Annotated in this window: 19 protein-coding genes; 7 read left to right on the top strand and 12 right to left on the bottom strand. The window is 47.3% G+C overall.

The genetic code is table 11. The annotated features are described in order from the left end of the window. The first annotated feature begins 245 nt into the window (after positions 1 to 245). From dapF to DKW60_RS18850, 4 genes are all read left to right on the top strand, one after another. A complete protein-coding gene (gene dapF, locus DKW60_RS18865) occupies positions 246 to 1,079 on the top strand; it encodes a diaminopimelate epimerase (protein WP_109839220.1) in 834 nt (277 codons plus the stop codon). Continuing rightward, a complete protein-coding gene (locus DKW60_RS18860; protein ID WP_109839219.1) occupies positions 1,076 to 1,774 on the top strand; it encodes a DUF484 family protein in 699 nt (232 codons plus the stop codon). The genes dapF and DKW60_RS18860 overlap by 4 nt, the downstream gene beginning before the upstream one ends. Continuing rightward, entirely contained in the window at positions 1,764 to 2,669 is a 906-nt protein-coding gene (xerC, locus tag DKW60_RS18855) for a tyrosine recombinase XerC (protein WP_245929741.1), read from the top strand. Before DKW60_RS18860 ends, xerC begins: the two co-directional genes overlap by 11 nt. 112 nt (positions 2,670 to 2,781) lie before the next feature. Then, complete coding sequence (locus tag DKW60_RS18850; protein WP_109839217.1) at positions 2,782 to 3,024, top strand: type B 50S ribosomal protein L31; 243 nt, start codon at positions 2,782 to 2,784, stop codon at positions 3,022 to 3,024. Positions 3,025 to 3,097: 73 nt separating this feature from the next. Here the strand turns inward: DKW60_RS18850 and DKW60_RS18845 are convergent, their stop codons facing one another. Then, a complete protein-coding gene (locus tag DKW60_RS18845) occupies positions 3,098 to 3,703 on the bottom strand; it encodes a hypothetical protein (RefSeq protein WP_146203527.1) in 606 nt (201 codons plus the stop codon). 217 nt (positions 3,704 to 3,920) lie between these two features. On the opposite strand from DKW60_RS18845, the gene DKW60_RS18840 reads away from it, so the two are divergent. Beyond that, positions 3,921 to 5,849 carry a hypothetical protein gene (locus DKW60_RS18840; RefSeq protein WP_109839215.1) on the top strand — a complete coding sequence of 643 codons (1,929 nt, stop codon included), beginning with the start codon at positions 3,921 to 3,923 and terminating at the stop codon, positions 5,847 to 5,849. 207 nt (positions 5,850 to 6,056) lie between these two features. On the opposite strand, the gene DKW60_RS18835 is transcribed toward DKW60_RS18840, so the two are convergent. The 10 genes from DKW60_RS18835 to hisD form a co-directional block, all read right to left on the bottom strand. Further along, entirely contained in the window at positions 6,057 to 7,655 is a 1,599-nt protein-coding gene (locus tag DKW60_RS18835; RefSeq protein ID WP_109839214.1) for a GMC family oxidoreductase, read from the bottom strand. Positions 7,656 to 7,658: 3 nt separating this feature from the next. After that, complete coding sequence (locus DKW60_RS18830; protein ID WP_109839213.1) at positions 7,659 to 8,429, bottom strand: IclR family transcriptional regulator; 771 nt, start codon at positions 8,427 to 8,429, stop codon at positions 7,659 to 7,661. Positions 8,430 to 8,487: 58 nt separating this feature from the next. Further along, positions 8,488 to 10,827 (bottom strand): TRAP transporter large permease subunit, encoded by a 2,340-nt coding sequence (locus DKW60_RS18825; RefSeq protein WP_109839212.1) that lies wholly within the window; start codon positions 10,825 to 10,827, stop codon positions 8,488 to 8,490. 172 nt (positions 10,828 to 10,999) lie between these two features. After that, positions 11,000 to 12,112, bottom strand: a complete 1,113-nt coding sequence (locus DKW60_RS18820) for a TRAP transporter substrate-binding protein (protein ID WP_219988836.1) — start codon at positions 12,110 to 12,112, stop codon at positions 11,000 to 11,002. Positions 12,113 to 12,197: 85 nt separating this feature from the next. Beyond that, positions 12,198 to 12,353 (bottom strand): hypothetical protein, encoded by a 156-nt coding sequence (locus DKW60_RS23795; protein WP_181389795.1) that lies wholly within the window; start codon positions 12,351 to 12,353, stop codon positions 12,198 to 12,200. Between the two features lie 218 nt (positions 12,354 to 12,571). After that, entirely contained in the window at positions 12,572 to 13,729 is a 1,158-nt protein-coding gene (locus DKW60_RS18810; RefSeq protein WP_181389794.1) for an alpha-hydroxy acid oxidase, read from the bottom strand. 39 nt (positions 13,730 to 13,768) lie between these two features. Then, a complete protein-coding gene (locus DKW60_RS18805; protein ID WP_109839209.1) occupies positions 13,769 to 14,887 on the bottom strand; it encodes a thiamine pyrophosphate-dependent enzyme in 1,119 nt (372 codons plus the stop codon). 52 nt (positions 14,888 to 14,939) lie between these two features. Continuing rightward, positions 14,940 to 15,950 (bottom strand): alcohol dehydrogenase catalytic domain-containing protein, encoded by a 1,011-nt coding sequence (locus DKW60_RS18800; protein WP_109839208.1) that lies wholly within the window; start codon positions 15,948 to 15,950, stop codon positions 14,940 to 14,942. A gap of 51 nt (positions 15,951 to 16,001) precedes the next feature. After that, positions 16,002 to 16,760, bottom strand: coding sequence for an SDR family NAD(P)-dependent oxidoreductase (locus DKW60_RS18795; RefSeq protein ID WP_109839207.1), 759 nt, complete (start codon positions 16,758 to 16,760; stop codon positions 16,002 to 16,004). Positions 16,761 to 16,762: 2 nt separating this feature from the next. Further along, positions 16,763 to 18,067 (bottom strand): histidinol dehydrogenase, encoded by a 1,305-nt coding sequence (hisD, locus tag DKW60_RS18790; protein ID WP_109839206.1) that lies wholly within the window; start codon positions 18,065 to 18,067, stop codon positions 16,763 to 16,765. 188 nt (positions 18,068 to 18,255) lie between these two features. Here hisD and DKW60_RS18785 point away from each other — a divergent pair, with 188 nt between their 5' ends. Beyond that, positions 18,256 to 19,287, top strand: a complete 1,032-nt coding sequence (locus tag DKW60_RS18785; protein ID WP_181389793.1) for a LacI family DNA-binding transcriptional regulator — start codon at positions 18,256 to 18,258, stop codon at positions 19,285 to 19,287. Between the two features lie 218 nt (positions 19,288 to 19,505). After that, on the top strand, positions 19,506 to 20,057 hold the full coding sequence (gene lepB / locus DKW60_RS18780) for a signal peptidase I (RefSeq protein ID WP_109839204.1): 552 nt from the start codon (positions 19,506 to 19,508) through the stop codon (positions 20,055 to 20,057). A gap of 240 nt (positions 20,058 to 20,297) precedes the next feature. On the opposite strand, the gene DKW60_RS18775 is transcribed toward lepB, so the two are convergent. Continuing rightward, on the bottom strand, positions 20,298 to 20,717 hold a 420-nt coding region (locus DKW60_RS18775), incomplete at its 5' end, for a PD-(D/E)XK nuclease domain-containing protein (RefSeq protein WP_245929740.1).

Here is a 20,717-nt window from a genome sequence, read left to right as displayed (position 1 = left end):
TGTCTGATTAACCACTCTGATTTAAGGTTGGGATGCGTTCATATCATTCTCCTATATTAGGCATATCTGATATTGCGCATCACCATATCAGCAATCGCTAACATACGCCAGCTTAAAACCAGCTTAGGTACTGTCAATATCTACTAGTCGATAGAGGCTTGCTTATTAGCATAAGACTTTGATAATAGTGTTAAGATTAACAATCTGATGAAATAGGGTTAACCCGAAAGCGACACACTAAAATTATGCAACTTAACTTCACAAAAATGCACGGCCTGGGAAATGATTTCGTGATGATCAATGCGATTGATCAGGATGTCAATTTGACTAATCCTATGATTAAAGCCATCGCGGATCGTCATCAAGGTATTGGCTGTGATCAGCTATTAATGGTTGAGGCTTCGCCGGTTGCTGACTGCGATTTTCGCTATCGCATCTTTAATTCAGATGGTAGTGAGGTCGAGCAGTGTGGTAATGGCGCGCGTTGCTTTGCCCGTTTTGTAGTTGATCAGGGGCTGACGGATAAAACGGAAATCCCTGTACTAACTGCAGGTGGTCGAATTGTGCTTAATCTGCGTGAGGATGGTCAGGTAACGGTTGATATGGGGGAGCCGCAGTTACTTCCTGCAGAGATTCCGCTGGCGATGCCTGAACAGCAGGTTCGCTACTCTCATACTTTAGAAGATAACGGTCAGGTTGAGTTTTCAGCAGTGTCCATGGGTAATCCTCATGCTGTATTAGTGGTGGATGATGTGGATACCGCTGAGGTTGAGTCTATCGGTAGTGAGTTTCAGCGTGACGAGGTATTTCCGCAGCAAGTTAATGTGGGCTTTATGCAAGTTATTGACCGTCAACAAGTGCGGCTTCGCGTGTTTGAGCGCGGTGTGGGTGAGACCATGGCCTGTGGCACGGGCGCTTGTGCGGCAATTGTGGCCGGTCGTCTACAGGGCTTATTAGACACACCGGTAACTGTTATACTGCCTGCAGGTAAACTAGAGATTCACTGGGCGGGCGAACACTCACCGGTGATGATGACCGGTCCGGTCGCAACCGTATTCCACGGAACTATAAATATATGAGTACATCGGTACAATCCACCCCCGCTGCAACACTGGATGAATCAACCGTTATTGAATTTTTGTCTGCTAATCCCGACTTCCTGATTAATCATAGTGAGTTGCTGGAGGTGTTGGAGGTCAGTCAGGGTGTTAAGGGCGCCACGTCATTATTAGAGCGTCAGGTCTCTGTATTACGAGATAAAAATAAGCGCATCGAATCACAGCTGGAAGGATTGATTTCAGCTGCGCGCAGTAATGAGCAAATCATGAAACGTTTGCAGCACCTGACTTTAGAATTATTACGCGCGGATAGTCTTGATATGCTCCTGAGTACTTGTCAGGATGTGCTACGTAATGATTTCAACGCAGACTTTGTGTCGTTCCGTTTATTCCATGACAAACCGGGTACTGATATGCCGGGGCTGCACTTTGTACGCAGCAATCACGCTATGATGATCGCGATGCGTAGCTTGCTCGATGATATTCAACCCGTGTGCGGGCCTTGTCCGGAAGAGCAGTTAAATTTCTTGTTTAGAGAGAATGGATCACGTATTCAGTCTGTTGCGTTGATTCCGTTACAGTGTAATCACAGTATTGGTCTGTTGGCATTGGGTAGTCTTGAGGCTGAACGTTTTCATTCTGGTGTTGGTACGGTTTTCTTAAGTCACTTAGGTGAGTTAATCGCAACGGCTATTGCGCAACATCTTGAACACTGAAACTGATATACAGGCGTTTCTGGATTATCTCCGGTTCGAACGCCGTTACTCGCAACATACCTGGGAAAACTACCAACGAGATTTGCTGCAGTTTAGCCAGTGGCTAGACAAACATGCTGAAGTTGGTTCACTCAATGATGTGAACGAATTTTCTGTTCGCCAGTGGATCAGTCAGTTGCACCGTGAGGGGTTAAAGTCACGGAGTTTACAGCGCAAGCTTTCCTCACTGCGTAGTTATTACCAGTACCAGATTAAGCACAAACGCCTGTCACTTAATCCTGCGATTGACGTGCGTGCTCCGCGTGATACCAAGCCCTTACCAAAAACTCTGGATATCGAACAAGTCACACAACTGCTCAATATTGAAGGCGATGATTTTATTAGTGTGCGGGACAAAGCCATTATCGAATTGTTTTATAGTTCGGGTTTGCGTTTAGCTGAGTTGGCAAGCTTGCAGATGGCAGACATTGATCTTACGGGTGCATTGGTTACAGTGACCGGTAAAGGTAATAAGACGCGTATTATCCCTGTAGGTAGCAAAGCCGTAGAAGCATTGAAAAATTGGCTGGTGCATCGTTCCTTGGTAAACCGGAAGCAGCTTGGTGATTTGTTTCTGAGTCGTCAGGGTAGTGCCATCTCTCACCGTAACATCCAGTTACGCATGAATCATTGGCAAAAGAAGCAAGGGATTACCCAAAGTATCCATCCGCACAAACTCAGGCATAGTTTTGCATCACATTTGTTGCAATCATCCGGCGACTTGCGGGCAGTGCAAGAATTCTTAGGCCATAGCGATATTAGTTCGACACAGGTTTATACGCATTTAGACTATCAGCACTTGGCTTCTGTTTATGATAAGGCGCATCCGCGAGCCCGTGGAAAAAAGAAAGACTAAAATAGCCTTATAATCTCGTGGTTTGTGGATAAAAAGCTATTGTCATGCTTAAAACATATCTGATATGATTCGCGGTCTTAGATTTAACCACCAAATTTTGAGGATCTTCACCATGAAGGCCGGTATCCACCCAGATTATAGAGAAGTTGTATTTCAGGACGTCACTAGTGGCTTCGCATTTTTGACGCGCTCTACAGCTCCAGCTAAAGAGACCATCGCATGGGAAGATGGCAATGAGTACCCACTAATCAAGCTTGAAGTATCTAGCGAATCTCACCCTTTCTACACGGGTAAGCAGAGCTTGAACACTTCTGCGGGTCAGGTAGACAAATTCAACAAGCGTTACGCACGATAATTTATCGGCGCAACACTTGCGAAAAAGGCACCCTTTGGGTGCCTTTTTTTATGCCTGCAGTTTGCTAAATGATTTATTGCTTGTTCAAGCTCAACGACGAAGGCGTTGGGGCACTAGAGAACTTTTTCGCAAACAGCGTCATGTAGTATTTATCAGGACGATCCGCAGGATAGTCAAGATTGGTTGTTTCACCCTTCGGTGATACAAATGTTTTTTCCAAAATAGTGACTTCTTGATTGTCCGAGCCCATGTCTTTGCGGCTTGATTCTTCACCCACTACACGATATCCGCTTTTCAACAGGGCCTGATTCATTTCGTCGTAGCTAAACAGCACTTTTCCCGTCGCATTGTTCTTTACCATGACATCGGTCGTGCAGCCGTCAATCTCAGGTGATACCGCGTAACTAATACCATCGACCTTGGTTTCAAAAACTCCCATAAAACCCGGAGCAGGGCGAAAACGAGAATCTGCTTCCAGTGCTTTAACCAATGAGTCTCTGTTTTGAAAGTCTTTTTCGCAGAATTGCTTATGTAGAGTTAGAAATATAGACAAGCTATCGCTGTTAGCCGGAGCCGCTTTTGAGGCGCTGGGAGAAGCATCTTCCTGACCACCACAGCCGGCTAAAAAGAGGGTACACATGGCTGTCATAGCTAGGGAAGGGAGCGAGTAGGCTTTCATTGTTATTAACCTTTATAGTTTTATTATTAGTTGCTTTTCTACCACTATATCGCTTAAAGGCCACACTAGGCAACCGTCACGGATAAATGGCTCAAAAAATACTGATAGTATATTTTTAGATCAGGCCAACAAATCATAAGAAACTGATCTATAGTTATAAATTATGCATTAATTAAGGCTATCTACGGGCAGCCATCAATGAATTTGTGGGGTAGTTATGAGTCAGATTCCGACGGATCGTGTTGCATTTATTGAGCGATATAAGAACCTTGAGATTAACCTTAAAAATACTGCCATGGTCAGTCAGTTAAAGCAGGCTGGTATGAGTACTGCCGACCTCAGAGCCCTTTTGGCAAAAGATGGTCACCGTTTGGCGATCGCCGGAGGCAAGCTAGTCGAGCTGAGTAATTCTGAGCGTAATAACCAGATCAATGCGGAAGAGGCTTACTTGTTCTTTGAGGAAAAGGATAAGAATGGTACCTGGGCATCAGTCGATCCGGAGAACGCGGATAACCCAAACCGCGCTAAACTTGCCGAACGCATCCGTATCTTAGGTGGAATTTTCGAAGGGCAGTTGGCTTCCAGACCTGACTTCTTACCCACGCAGCCGGGCGTGGTGAACCCAGATGGTTCTGTACGGGTTCCTAAATTAGCCGAAATGACTCTGACACAAGCCAATCAGTTTTTTGCTGATCATCCGGATCAGTGTTATGAGCGCGATTTACCGGCATCCAATTACACCATCAATGCCTCTGAAGCTTCCAAGCTATGGAAAGATCCTAGCCTACAAACCCCGCGCGACTTATTGACGAAGATGATTCAGATTGGTGATCAGTGGGAGGAGGTGCCAACACATATCAGGAGTGATGCTGATATTCGCCTGATTGCCTACAAAAACACCTGGAAAAGTAAGCAGCGGGATATGTTGCGATTTGCTTTACCGGGTGAGTGGTATTTGGGGGCTTCTCATCATAATCCGGGAAACCGAACCATCACCCGGCAAGTGATGCAGGATGAAGAGAAGGGACTTGAGATGCTTAAGTTCAGCATCACGCATATCCGTAATTACATTGGGATCAGAAGTAGCTCAGGTAAGCCGGGTATTGTGGCCACGGATAGTCCGCGAAGCTATGCTAATCAGCATAAAGCGGGTCATGTGAACCCCAAGGACTACCCAGCCTTGATGTGGCGGGTAAAGTTTTTGGGGGATATTAGTTCGGCAGAGCAGCGTGCTTATATTAATAATGTACGCACCTGGTCGATGCTGATTCACAAAGTCACCAAGTTCCCACCGGATTATAACGGTAACGATAATCTGATGACCAATACCATGGATAAGGTAATCGACTTTGGTAGCACAGTGCTAAATGCGTTGATGGGCAAAAAAGCGGATATGCGCAAATTGCATGAGAAGTCTGCACAGGTCTATTGCTCCGAGTCAGGCATGCATCTGGCGTTGAATCTGGGCTTAAATGTCCCGATTAATCAAGCAGTGATCAGTCAGCATTTCGGTGCGGCTGTCTGGCCAAAAGTGCTCAAAATGGTTAACTCTGGGATGACATTCTGGAAGAACGGTCAGCATCTGGATTATTACGGGAACGGTCCGGATGGTTACACCATGAACTGTGAGCAGAACCGCTTAGTCGATTTGGAAGAAGCACCGGATTGGTTGGAGCCGTTAAGCTCACGCTTACCCAACCGGCCATTGAGTGGTGGAGGTTTGGTGTTCCGGCCATGGGACAGTGCGGATATGATTGAGCATTTCATTCAAACCGCTGTGCCGCGTAAGGGCAATGAAACCTGGGATGTGTCAAATGCTCAGGCCGAGTTATTGACATGGGCGAAGCCCGGCATTTTCCACTCTTTGGGCTTTTCGCAGGATAACCCGCCACCACCGCAGCTGGTGATTCTGTTTGATACCATCGTATCAAAAGTGCGTCTTAACTATGACTCTTATGAAGACTTCAGAGCGGCGATTACCCCTGAGTTGGCAATGGCGCATCAGATTGTGTCACCAAAAGCCGGTGGTGAAGGTGCGTTTGTACCGCCACACATGGTGATCAGTATCAATGGTGATGACGATGAATTAATTGCACTCGAGCCAGTAGGGCAGCTGTATCATTTGGATGTATTGCATAGCATATAGTTATTTTTTGGTTATATTTAATAAATATAGTGGCAATTTACTTGCTAAAGATGTGTTATTTTTATTATTGTTACTATACTTTATATGAGCTCCTCCTCAGTTGGTATTCTATATGGTACCAACCCTTGTTAACCCCGATTATTCGGGGTTTTTTTACGAGTGGAGTTTAGTGCGAATTACTGAACTGATGCCCAGTTCACAAAGATATCAGGCATTGTCTTCCAAAATCATATCCGCTCCTTTCTCAGCAATCATGATCGCAGGTGCATTGGTATTTCCCGACACAATTTCCGGCATGATAGACGCATCAATAACACGTAAGCCTTTTAAGCCATGCACTCTTAAACGTGTGTCTACCACTGCCATGTCATCATTGCCCATTTTACAGGTGCTGGTTGGATGATAGATGGTTTGGGAATGCTCACGCGCAGCAACGAGTAACTCCTCATCGCTTTGATACTGCTTACCTGGCACATATTCATCGAGTATATGCGGCGCAAGTGCAGGTGCTTCTGCAATATTGCGGGCGACTTTAATGCTGTCGATTGCCAATTGCTGGTCGCGCTCATCTGATAAATAATTGGGGTGAATCGCCGGATATTGCAGGGGATCAGCTGATGTAATTTCCAAATGACCGCGACTATAAGGCCGTAAATTACACACAGAGGACGTAAATGCTGAGAAGTTATGAACGCCTTCTCCGGGTTTGTCTGCACTTAAGGGCTGAAAGTGGAACTGGATATCCGGACGTTCAACATCGGGGCGCGAGCGAGTAAAGATAGTCACCTGACTGGCAGCCAACGTCAGTGCGCCGGTGCGTTTCAGGATATATTGCAGGCCAACCTTGAACTGTTTCCAGTAGCTGTTTAACTCGTCATTTAGCGTGCGTTCGCTGGTTTTAAAGACCAAACGAATCTGTAAATGATCCTGTAAATTTTGTCCTACACCCGGTAAGTGGTGCTGTAAAGGAACGCCGACTTTCTCCAGTAATGCCTGATCTGCTACACCAGATAGTTGCAGTATTTGTGGTGACCCTATAGCCCCTGCGGACAGAATGACCTCTTTCTTAGCCTTTGCAATTTTACGTTGGCCATTCTGGATGTATTCAACACCGCTTGCCTTGTCGCCATCAAATATAACCTTGCTGGTGGTGGCTTTTACTTCAACGTTAAGATTGCTTCGTTTCATGGCTGGGCGCAGAAACCCTTTGGCCGTGCTCCAACGAAATCCTTTATGTGCAGTTTGCTGGAAGTAACCCACACCTTCCTGAGTGGCACCGTTGTAATCTTCATTAAGAGGAATGCCGATTTGCGTGGCGGCTTTGATAAAGTAGTCCGCAATCGGACGACGCAGGCGCAGATCTGACACTTTCAATGGCCCACCTACACCGTGATATTCATTAGCGCCACGCGCCTGATCTTCGGACTTTTTAAAGTAGGGAAGCACGTCTTTATAAGACCAGCCGGTATTACCTAAAGCGTCCCAGCGGTCGTAATCTTCAGCTTGACCACGCACGTATAACAGACCATTGAGCGAGCTGGAGCCACCGAGTACTTTACCGCGCGGCCACTGCAAACGGCGACCAGCAATTCCTTCATCCGGCTCAGTGAGATAACACCAATCCACCGATGGGTTGTGCATGGTTTTAAAGTATCCCACCGGCACATGAATCCACGGATTAATATCTTTGCCACCGGCTTCCAATAGCAAGACTTTATTCGCAGGGTCAGCAGACAAACGATTGGCTAATACACAACCTGCTGAACCGGCTCCGACAATAATGTAATCGTACTCACTGCTGCTCATTTTCTACTCTTCTTCATCACAATAGGATGCGCTAAGTGCATCGGCTGCCCGACGCAAGGCAGGCACACATCGACGTAAATCTTCCAGACTCTTACGGCTGGTAGGGGCGTGTACCGCGACGGTAAAACAAATACGTTTAGCCTGATTAAAGACCGGAACGGCGATCGCCACCATGCCGGCTAACAGTTCTTCATTATCAAACCCTACCCCTTCTTTTCGAATCTGTTTGAGTTGTATCTCAAGATCATCGATTGAGGTGATGGTTTGTTCCGTGTTTTGACTCAAGGTGATGGCGGTCAATAAGCGTCGACGCTCTGATGGCTTCATAAATGCCAAAAACAATTTACCGCTGGCGGTAGCATGCAGAGGCAAACGAGATCCCAAATGCAGATCAATTTTAATCGGCCAGTTGTATTCCACACGGTCAAAATACACCGTGTTATGTCCGTCAAGCATGGTGCAGTTACAGGTCTCGCCGACTTCCTGAGACAACTTCTCCAAAATGGCATGTCGGGGAGCGCCTACTGATTGATTCGCCTGAACATTCAGTGCGAACCGTTTCAACCCTTCACCCACCACAAAGCGTTTGTCCGGGCCTCGCAGTAAGTAACCTTCCTCTTCCAGCTGTGTGGCGATACGGTGAACAGTCGGTTTCGGCAGACCGATTAACTCTACCAACTCCGCGATGGATAAGCCCCGACTGGCCTCGGCGATTTGCTGCATGATTTTCATGCCTCTAAAAAGCGTCGAATTAGAACCAGTCGCGTTCGCCATATGTCACCCCATTTAAAGAATTGGTTGGGTACTATAATCGAGACTTAATCAATATCAACTAGTTACCGTATATAAAGTTGGGTAACCAGAGCGCTATTTGCGGGAAGGATACAATAAGCAGTAATCCGATTAGCTGGATCACCATAAATTGCATCATGCCCAGATAAATATCTTTGAGATCCCATTCCGGCACCACCCCCTTGAGGAAGTAGGCCGATAGCGCCACAGGCGGGCTGAGCCAGGCGGTTTGGAGGTTCACCGCTACCAGAATCGCGAACCATACCAGCAGGTCAGTACGCTCTAAGCCAAAGTTCAATGTCTCAACCACGGGTAACAGAATCGGTACGATAATCAATACAATTGGTACCCATTCCAGCGGCCAGCCGAGCAAGAAGATCAGCGCCATAATCAGGAATAGCGTCCAGCCTGCCGAGAGGTCGAAGGAGAGCAATAACTCCGTCAACATTTTCGGCGTACCGAGATTCGAGAACACCGCACCAAAGAAGTTAGAGGCTGCGACTAAGAACATGATCAACACGGTGATTTCCAGTGTCTTGATCAGTGCATCATAACCACCGGTGATTTTAAATTTACCGTAGGCAACCGAGAGTAATATCGAACCGAAGGCACCACAGGCTGCCGCCTCTGCTGGCGTTGCGAATCCCATCAGGATTGAACCCAGTGCAAAGGCAATCAATACCGTCGGCGGTACCAGACCCATAAAGAACTCGTACCAAAGATCAGAGAAGTAGAAGCCCTTAGGTTTCACTTTTCGAGTCCAGGCGAAGGCGGCAAACATAAAACCAATCCATGCTAATGGAATGACTAAGCCACCGAATGGGAATAGTTCACCTAAGGTACCCGCTGCACCCATTGTACAAAGCCAGATAAACACCACTAAGGCGCCCATTACTAAGGCTACTTCCAGAATATAGAAAGGTGATGTTTCTGGTTGTTCATCTTCCGGTAGTACCGGACCAAGATCTGGATTGATCATGCAGCGACCAATCGTGTAAATCATGTATAAGCAAGCCAACATGACGCCGGGGAATACTGCCGCGCGGAATAAGTCAGTTACAGGTACTTCGAGTACCGGCCCCATCACGATTAACATGATCGATGGTGGAATCAGGATACCCAGCGTACCACCGGCAGTAATCGCACCGGCTGACAGACGCACATCATAATTCGAACGGTTCATGGTTTTGGCGGCCATGATACCGAGAATGGTTACCGAAGCCCCCACGATACCGGTCGCTGCCGCAAAGATCATTGATACAAACAGTACGGCGATAAACAGCGCGCCACGGGTGCGTGACATCATCATTTGCACCGCGTTAAACAAGCGTTCCATTAAGCCTGCTTGTTCCATCATGATGCCCATGAAGATAAACAGCGGCACAGCAACCAACTGATCATCCAGCATGGTTGAATTAGTTTGTAGCGTCAGCAGGAAGAACGTCAGATTACTGCTGCCACCCCATGTACCGAACACAAAGGCGAGGAAGATCAGCGTAAATGAAATCGGGAAGCCGACGAAAATTGAGAACAACATGGCTCCCAACATCCACATACCAATGACGGGTTTTGATACCGTAATTTCACCGAAAATGCCGGTTAGCCAGTCACCCAGCGGTAGCACATCAGGATAGAAAACAGACACAAAAACGATGGCTAAACCGACCAGATAAAACAGGAAGAACTTTAGGTACTTAGCTTCGCGCTCTTTTCCCATCTGGTGGAATGCACGGAATAACTCAGCGAAACCTTGCAGGAATAATAAGAATGCTCCGATGGGCATAAAGATCCGTGCAGGCCACAAGTAAGGTGCCCAGGTTGAATCACTGGCCTCTTCCCAGCGTCCCCATTCTTCTCCCCAGCCTTTAAAGCCCATGGAGTCCAGCGCGTACTCCAGTGAAGTCCAGAAGAAAAACAGCATCGCCGGGAAATAGAATAGTAGATACAGTGTGGCGTCTACCGTCGCTTGTGTCTTGAGTGACCAGTTACGGTAAATGAAGTCTGCACGAATGTGTACACCACGCATCAAGGCATAACCCGCTGCTCCCATAAACAACACACCACCAATCATCCGGCTAATGTCGTATACCCATAATGTCGGGCCTAAACCCCAGGCTCTGGCCGTGTCTGCCATATCATTGGCTGCCAGCACACCGAACAGGCTTCGGGAGACGACTTCAAACACCATCACAAAGATCAGCGGCACCAGCGCCAGACATAGAATCCGGCCCGCCCACAAGTTGATCAGATCGATAGTCGCGGTAATCGGGCGCTGCCAAGGTGTCATGTCTTCCGGAGTTTGCCCCGGTTCTTCGGCACGACGTTCGGCGATGAGTTCGTCGGTGATATCTAATTCACCGATTTCGATTTCTTCAGCCATCTCTATATTCCCATGGGTGTGTGTTTAACGGTTGTGCAATGCTTGTGAATACATCCTAAAGCTGTAAATGAGAGCATCAGCAAAGCTGCATTCACAAGGATTGCTACATTAATATTCGGTAGAAAAAGTGCCCCACCCTTAAAGTAGGGCACTGTAGAGTTGTTGCTAGGTATTACTTAACGCTATCGGCAAAGGCTTTACCCAATGCTGCGTTTGATGCCTGCGCACCGGCCCAGAATGGCACTGCGATTGCCGCAAAGTCTTTCTGTGACTGCCATACTTTTGCAAAGAACTCGTTCTCTTTTGCATTCTTCTCTAATGACGCTTTAGCCGCGTTCATATAAGCAGGGAAGTAGTCGGCAGGTGTGTCGTGAAGGATGACGCCGTGGTTTTCAACCAGATCTTTAAGCGCTTTACCATTCTCATAGATGCGGTAAGAAATCGCTTTTGACAAAGATGCGTTCGCTGCAACTTCCAAGGCTTTCTTCTGGTTGTCCGTCAGCTTGTTGTATACATCTTTATTCAGATACATATCCGCGTTTACCACCACCTGGTGCAAACCTTGCAAGTAGTAGTGCTTCAGTACTTTCTGGAAACCAAATACGCTATCTGGTTTAGGGCAGCACCACTCCGCCGCATCGATTGTGCCTTTCTCAAGTGCTGGCAAAATATCACCACCACCCATTGCAACTGATGCTACGCCGATGTCTTTGTACGTCTGACCCGGGATTCCAGGAGGGGTACGGAAACGGTACTTACGGAAGTCATCCATTGAGTTGATTGGCTCTTTAAACCAACCGAGTGCCTCTGGACCAACCGGCTGCAGCATGAAACCTTTAACGTTCATACCCATCTCATCCCAAAGCTGGTCGTAAAGCTCTTTACCACCACCGTACTGGAACCAAGAAAGGAATGCGATGTTATCAATACCAACACCCGCACCTGCCACTGGTGAACCAAAGAGCATCGCTGCAGGGTGCTTACCAGACCAGTAATGCGTCCAGGCAAATCCACCTTCGATCAAACCCTTATCAACCGCATCCAGTGTTTCCTTAACGCCAACCACTGCGCCTGCCGGTAACACTTCGATGTTTACTTCGCCATTGGTCAAAGCGCGAACGTCATTGGCGAAGTCATTCAACATGAATACTTCGTCAGCCTTTGCCGGAATCACCGATTGAACGCGGATTTTTACTTCTGCGGTCGCTACGGTTGCGGTTCCAAACACTGCCAGCCCAAGCGCAGCGCTGACCATCGTTTTTGTCAATTTCGATAGAACAGACATGATTATCTCCTACTCCTAACTGTGTGCCTTCACTCCTCAATGCGCCCCCGCCCGTGAAGGCATAACGCGGGGTTTAAGCATTAACTTAAGCAGCGGCCAACGCCGTACCGATAAAAAAGACTTTTTTACGTAATGCAGAGAAGCGATGCGCAGTTGGCATAGTGATGGTCAGCACGAAAGCGCCAGACAAAAGAATATCAGCGAAGATGATGCGATGTTTTGTAAAACCGTTTCTTCCCATAGATACAACCTTGCTGTAACTCAAGCTGTTATCAAAAAACACCATTAGCGCCTGACACAATGCGATTAGCTTAGCTGTGTCAGCCTTTTGATGCCGGTTTACTCCTCTTCTTGCTATAAGATCATATTTGTATCTGAATAGCAAATATTTACTATTACGGAACTAATTGTTTCATTAAATTTAATATATTCCGTTTTTATCGGTGTTGCGCGTGCTTTTTACTCAGTGTTACGATTGAGTTTATGCCGCTGTATTTGTGATGTGTCGGTGCAATGCAACTGGCTCATCACCTGCTGTAATTCATCGCGTAAAATATCAATGGTATGTTCTGCGCCTGCTTCTCCGTGAGCAGCAACGCCATACAAAAAAGCCCGTCCTGAAAAGACCGTTGACGCGCCCTGGGCTAAAAATCGGGCAATATCCACGCCACTCTCAACGCCGCTGTCAGCCATCACCACGATGTGCTCAGGTACTGCCGCTTTGATTGATTCAATGGTGTTGATTGATGCTTCTGCAGCGTCTAACTGCCGACCACCATGGTTAGAAACAATAAGGCCATCTGCACCGGCTGCCACCGCCCGCAGCGCATCATCCGCATGGTTAATGCCTTTGACGATTAAATTGCCTTGCCAACTATCGCGAATAGTCCTCAGCATTGGCTCGTCCACAACATCCTTCAATGTATTGCGCACATAGTTGGCAACGTCCTGAATATTCGATAAGTCCTTCATATACGGCAGGATCGACGCAAACTGCGGAAGGCCAGCTTTCAGCGTTGCGATTGACCACTGTGGTCGCAGTGCGCTCTGGAAAACACTACGGGGTGTGATTTTAGGTGGAATGGCTAAGCCGTTTTTGATGTCTTTAGGGCGGTGTCCGGCAGCGGCTACATCAATGGTGACGATCAGGTTTTTACAGCCCGTATCGGCTGCGCGTTTTATCAGGTCAGCGCGAATAGCCAGATCGGATGGCGGATACAGTTGAAACCAGAAATTGTCCTCTGCACACGCCGCCGCATCTTCAATGGAGCTAGTGGATAAGGTGCTCAGTACATAAGGAATATTGGCTTTTTTGGCGGCTCTGGCGTGCATCAGTGAGGCATTGGGCCAGACAATACCCGTAAGTCCGAGTGGAGCGATACCAAACGGAGCGGCATAGTCCTGACCAAATAAAGTCGTGCTTAAATCAGGCGGAGAGTAGGGGGCCAGATAATCTGCCCGTAGCTGCACCGCATCCAGCGCCTGACGATTCCGGTGAAGTGCGGCCTCGTGATTACAGCCGCCTTCGACGTAATCAAAGGCAAAGCCCGGAATGCGTTTGCGAGCCCGGTTTTTTAGGTCGGGCACGCAGGCTGATAGCGGTTTTAAGTGCTGCACTGAAGCCTCATTTATATCACTCCTATTGGCGTCATTTGATCATTCCACTGCTTGCATAAAGCGTTGTTTAATCTCCAGCGCTTTGAGTGGAATCTCTCCACCGACTTTGTCATTACCGGCATTAATCATGTAATGCACAAAGCTCACTTTATCTTTCATTGCGGCATGCAGCTCACTTTCCTGATCACTCATCGCTACGGAGTCAATACCTAGCGATTTGACAATGGCTGACAGATTGTAGCCTTGTGAGCTTGGCGCAGGCTGATTACCGGTTGATCCCCAGCTGCCATTGTCCAAGCAAATAATGGTTAAATTTGAAGGCTTGTACCATGCCAAATCCACCAATTGATTCGGGTTAAAGAAGAACGAACCATCACCATCAATGACATATACGTGACGTTCTTCAATTGATTTGGCTAAACCAATGCCCACTTCGGTAGCTGCACCTAATGCGCCCAGCATGTAAAAATTGGTTGGGCGGTCTTTCGTGTTATAGACCTCTTTGGAGGGGAAGCCTATTTGCGATAACACGATATCGTTGTCGTCCACTGCAGCCATAATTTGGCCGATGGCACCGTAGCGTGTGACGGTAGGTGAGCCAGAATAGCCCGGCACATCGGTTTGCACTGCCTGAATCGCTGGTTGGCCAAATACGTGATAATCCGGTTTGTTCTCCTCCCAGATCTCAGGTGATAGTAAATAGACCTTTACTTTGTTTTCAGTGAAGCAGGCGGCGACATCCTCATTCAGTCCTACTAAATCATCAGCAGTGGCAATGATTTTGTATTCGACATCAATTGCATCCAGTAGCGTTTCAACTTTCTCACCAAAGATGATCTGTGCCTCAATCGGTTCTTTGTAGTGGCCGCGCCAGGATACAAAAATGGGTAAGGCTACTTCATAAAGTTTTTGCAGGGTGTAAAGCTCGGTAATCAGATTGCCCAAGCCGGTATTTTGTATCGCCATCGCAGAGCGCTTGCCTGCAAGACTTCGACCAAAACAAAGCCCCAGACCTGCTGACTCTTTGGTGATATCCCAGATATCCATGTCGTCCGGTTTATTCGCCATTAACACATTGAGTTTGTTACAGGGCAGGTAGGCAACTGTGTCAATATTGCTGTGTTGCATAGCGGACCAGATGCGATCGCTGTTATTCATGGGACGTCTCCTTGGATAAGCGGGAACCGTAAAACTCAATTAGAATTTAGGGTTAGGCTAATGAATCAGGTTGTAAAACAATCTTTCCGGCCGCTACCCGACCGTGGTGTAAATCATCAAAGGCTTGAGCGCCGGCAGACAGTGGGCGTACTTCTACCCAGTCTAAATTTCCCAGACGCTTCTGATAAAGCATGTCGATACTGGCTTGCATATCTGGCGTGGTGTAGCAGTAATTCCCCAACACCGTAATCTCTTGCAGGGTAATGCGGCGACTGTCAAAACCATCACCGGAATTTTGTAAGCCTACATGTGAAATAATGCCACCGGGCCGAACTGCAGCACTGGCCGCTTCACGTGTATGTGAGGAACCGACGCAATCAAATACCGCGTCATAGTTTTCCGAGTTGGGCGCTGGCTCATTGATCGGATCAAACACATCGCAGCAATGTTGTTCTTCAATACTAGCGCGCCTCAGTGCATTAGTTTCTGCTAGGTCGATATGCGCACAACCTTTCGCTTTTAAAATCAGCGCTGCCAGCAGACCAATGGCACCGCCACCCTGAACTAACACAGTCATTTCAGATAGAGGCCTGTAAGCGATTCGTTCAACTAAGGCAATCGCGTGTAAAGCGGTTGCAGTCGGCTCTGTTAATGCAGCATGTACCGAATCCATATCATCGGGGATTGCCAGCAAATTGCGCTCAGATATCGCCACTTGCTCGGCATAAGCCCCTTGCAGATACATACCGATTAGCTCACGGTCTCTGCATAAATTAGTACGACCGCTCAGGCAATCACGACAAACACCACAAGACATCAGAGGATTAATCACCATGCGCTGTCCGGCGTGTTTTCCATCCATCACGGTACCGCAGACTTCATGACCGAGAATCAGTGGCGGCACGCGGCGAGCATCATGTCCGTGATAAGCGTGCATATCTGAGCCACAAATCGCAGCCGCAGAAACCTGCATGACTACGTCACCGTCGCGAACGGTGGGTAATGGCTCATCACGATACTTCATTTCCAGCGTGTCGGTATAAACCAGCGCTTTCATAGTCATGCGAATTCCTCCTTTGTACTCCGCCACTTCAATGGCAGATAGGGCAAACCGTTACTTAGCGGTAAAGCCACCGTCGATATAGATCACCTGACCGGTCACGTAATCCGAGGCTCGACTGGCCAGATAAATACAAGTGCCGTCCAAATCACTGAGATCACCATTGCGACCAATTGCGGTTTGGTCAGCTAATTTTTGCGTTAACTCCGGCTGCTCAAACACCGCCTGTGTCAGCTCGGTCGGGAAAAAGCCCGGCGCAATCGCGTTGCAGTTGATGCCGTCTGACGACCAAGCCTCTGCCATGGCACGGGTCAGCTGAGTGACCCCGCCTTTCGATGCACCATAAGCAATGCCGTTTTGAAAGGCGCGTTCTGATTGGAGGGAGGCAACATTAATGATGCGTCCCCAACCTCGTGCTTTCATTTGTGGGACAAGTTTCTGTGCCAAAAAGAATGGCGCTTTTAAGTTGAGCGTTTGTGTCTGATCCCAGCTGTCAGGTGTCACATCCTCAGCGGCTTGTCTTAGGTTAACGCCAGCGGTATTACACAGAATATCAACTTGGCCAAAGGCATCGAGGCTGCCGGAAACCAAGTCATCCCAGCAGGATTCATCGCATAAATCTGCAACGATATAGAGTGCGGAGCGTCCCTGATCTCGTAGCGTCTTGCATTGATCAGTCAATCGATCTTCCCGACGGCCGACCAGAATCACACTGGCTCCGGCATTGCTTAGGGCAATGGCCTGACGTGAGCCAATGCCGGATGTCGCACCAGTTACCAGTGCGACTTTGCCGGATAGATCAAACAGCGTCATGCTCATTTCACTTGTAGCTCAAAGGTCTCGTCCGGGAAGTACTTCGCCAAGCGATCATCACCGCTTCGGGCATGACCTTCCATACCTTCCAATCGGGAGATTCGTGCTGCCGCTGCTGCCACTTCGCGATTGGCTTCGCGAGTCATCCGCTGCGTGGTAACCGTCTTAATAAACTTACCTGCGAATAAACCGCCGGTGTAACGTCCCGCACCTTTAGTTGGCAAGATATGGTTAGTACCAGAACACTTATCACCGAAGGTAACAGTGGTCTCTTCACCAACAAACAAAGAACCGTAATTGCGTAAACGATCTACCCACCAGTCAAGGTTGTCACAGTGCACTTCAAGGTGCTCGGAGGCATATTGATCACTGATAACTGCTGCTTCTTCATCCGTATCACAAAGAATGACTTCGCCATAATCTGCCCACGCCGGACCTGCAGCATTGCGAGCTGTTTCAGGAAGTTTCTCGATATAACCAGGCATTAGCTCGATGACTTTCTCACCAAGTGCACGGTCAGTGGTAAACAGCCAAGCCGGAGAATCTGGCCCGTGCTCTGCCTGACCTGCAAGGTCACAAGCGATAATATTTGGATCTGCATTCTTATCCGCAATGATGCCAATCTCAGTTGGGCCTGCAAATACGTCGATACCAACACGCCCGTAGAGCATGCGCTTCGCTTCTGCAACGAAACGATTACCCGGACCAACCAGAATGTCTGCAGGCTTACCAGTGAATAAACCAAAGGCCATTGCCGCGATACCCTGTACACCACCCAGTGCGAGAATTGTATCCGCACCACACAGGTTCGCTGCGTACAAAATACCAGCATGACAACCAACACCCGCCTTAGGTGGTGAGCAGGCGATAACATGGTCAACCCCTGCTGCTTTGGCGGTTGCTACAGACATAACGGCTGAGGCAACGTGTGCGTAGCGACCACCCGGAATGTAACAGCCCGCTGCTTGCATGGGGATTTGTTTTTGTCCTGCCCAAAGACCCGGAGATAGCTCTGTTTCAAAGTCAATGAGTGCCTCGCGTTGCTTCACAGCGAACCCATAAACACGGTCATAAGAGAACCGAATATCATCTTTTACTTGTTGAGAAAGTGAGTTACCTGCGGCTTCAATTTCTTCTGGAGTAACAACGATATTGCCTTCGTAGCCATCCAATTGTTTTGCGTATTCTGTGCAACGCTCCTCACCACCTGCTTCAATTTCTTTAAGCATGGTCGAAACAATCTCGCGGGTATTGTCTTCGCCTGTGGTCGCGTTTTTCGCCGCTTTTTTCAGGTAGTGAATAGCCATTGATTTCTCCAATTGTCAGTCGCTGAGTCGGAAATGCATGAAGCTTAGTGCGGCGTCAGCTGCTGTTAAAATACGGTTTTTGATAAAATGTAAGCGCTTACATCATAGATTCCAAAGGTGATCGCTGTCAATACACTTACACTAATTCATTTGTTACACTGTCCACTCGCAAGGGTATGAGGCGGGAAATGACAATAAAAAAACCGACATTACAAGATGTTGCGGACTATGCGGGGGTCTCCACTGCAACCGTATCCCGCTGTCTTAATCAGCCCGACAAAGTAAAACAATCCCTGCAGGAAAAAATACGTGAGGCAATAGAAACGTTGGGATATGTTCCGCACGGTGCAGCCCGCGCACTGGCTTCGCGGCGTACCTTTACCATCGGTGCCATCGTGCCCACTATCGATAATGCAATCTTTTCTGAAGCAATCCAGTACTTACAAAGAGACCTAACCAAAGCCGGTTATACCTTGCTGCTCGCACAAAGTAGTTACTCATTAGATGAGGAATTGCGGGAAGTGCAGAGCCTGTTAACGCAGGGTATAGAAGGTTTGGTCTTGGTCGGTGAGGATCATCATCAAGGGGTGTTTGATGCGATTGAGCAGCACCGCATTCCACTGGTGAATATATGGACGTATAACCCTGAGTCGAAATATAGCTGTATCGGGATTGACAATGCCAAAGCAGGGCAGCGCATTGCTGAGCATTTGGTGGAATTAGAGCATCGTCATTTTGGTGTTATCTCAGGAATATTACGTGGTAATGATCGGGCGCAACAGCGACTGGAAGGTATCAAGCAGCACTTGCAGCAAAATGGCATTGGCTTAGATGATGGTGAGGTACTGGAGTGTCGTTATTCCGGAGAGCAAGGCCGCTTGGCTATGCATGAATTAATGACACATCACCCGCAAACCACTGCAGTCATTTGTGGTAATGATATTTTGGCGCTGGGGGCTTTGTGTGCTGCCCGAGAACTGGGTTTGTCGGTGCCGGAGGATATCTCGATTACTGGCTTTGATGATATTGAGATTATTGCGGTGATTAGTCCTGCGCTGACAACTATGAATTCGCCATCCAGACGAATGGGTGCGCAGACTGCTGAGTATTTGATTCAATGCATTGAGGGAGATGATCAGAGGGTTGAGCGTTGTGAGCTTGGTACGGATTTGATTGTTCGGGAGACTACTGGTGTTGCTGTTAGTAGAGGTAGAGCTTAGTCTGTGTGTGAAGAGCCAATAGCCTCTCTAGGTGTTAGCACGGATCAGCAAGATACGACAATCTCGAATCCTAAAAATAGGGTAACCCTAAGTGTAAACTTGGGAGTAACACTTACGCGTTAGTCACATTAGGAAGGCTGTTAATCTGTACATACGGATTAACTCGGTGTCAATGAGTATAGACTCCCTCAATTACTAATGCTCAAAAACAAGGTAGTATGAATCCTAAATATTTATTGTCACTGACTATATTGTTATCTGGTTGTGACGTTAGCAATATATCTGTTGTTTCTGCAAATACCATGGCTCCTTCAATTAACAAAGGGGAAACAATTCAATTAATAAACTGCTCAGATGAAAATTCTGAATGTAATTTTTCTCATGGTGAGATTTATGCTTTCAATCATCCTAATATTAAAGATGTTACTTATTTTTCTCGTATCTTAGGCAAACCTGGGGATCATATTAAATTTATTAACAAATCAACTTACCTAAATGGCGTGTTACTTAAAACCAGATCTTTGGGTCAAATTGAAATTGAAAAATATATTTGTGAGAAATTTTCTGAGTCCATCAATGAAATTAGGTACGAAATTTGTAGAGGGCCCGGAAGGTTTAATCCTAGATTGGAATATTCAGACATAAAGTTATCAGAAAACGAATACTTCTTTGTCAGTGATAATCGTGAGAATTCGATAGATAGCCGAATATTTGGCCCTATTTTACTATCAGCTATAAAAGCTCGAGTAATCAAAGTTAGTGAGAAATAACTATACAAATTCCTGCATCCGATTTCGGTTCTGCGCTTCAGTGGTTTGGGCGAAAGTAACCTATTCAGCACTATGTGCAGTGAGCAAATAGATGCCACTTCGCTGCATAAATGATGGTTTACGGTAGATTTGGTCAGTATTGCTTACGTGGTCTCCTGTTGCGACATTCCGATACTTTCGCGCTCCAAAGTGCCAAGTCACAGCTTCCAAGAACAGCACGAATTTCGAGTTTACGATTAGTTAGAGGCTCTCAACACCAAACCCCACCACATTTCGACTTTCCTTACTAAACTCAACCCCAACCAGATGTATCGCTTTTCCCAGCCCCTTAAATTTATCCGCATATCCCTTGTCGATAATTTGCTGAAGCGCTTTTCCTTCAGGGGCTAATTCAACCACCTTAAACTCAAAAATATACACCTGATCATTAAACAATAATGTCATGTCGATACGGCCAAGATTGGTTGCATCCTCCACGGTGATATCGAGTCCTAAAGACGCAAAGTAAGAGTAGAAAACACTCGCGTAGTAGCCTTCGTATTGTTGAATATCGTTGTTGCTGTACCAGTTGTAGGGAATGCTGGAAAAGAAGCGCTGAAACAGGGCTTTTAGTCCGTCAAAATCATTGGTTAGCAGTAATTGATGAGTTATGATTGAAAG

The organism is Leucothrix pacifica (genome assembly GCF_003172875.1).
GTDB classification, from domain to species: Bacteria; Pseudomonadota; Gammaproteobacteria; order Thiotrichales; family Thiotrichaceae; genus Leucothrix; species Leucothrix pacifica.
Note: the sequence above shows the minus strand (reverse complement) of the source record. Positions and strands in the feature narration are given on the sequence as shown.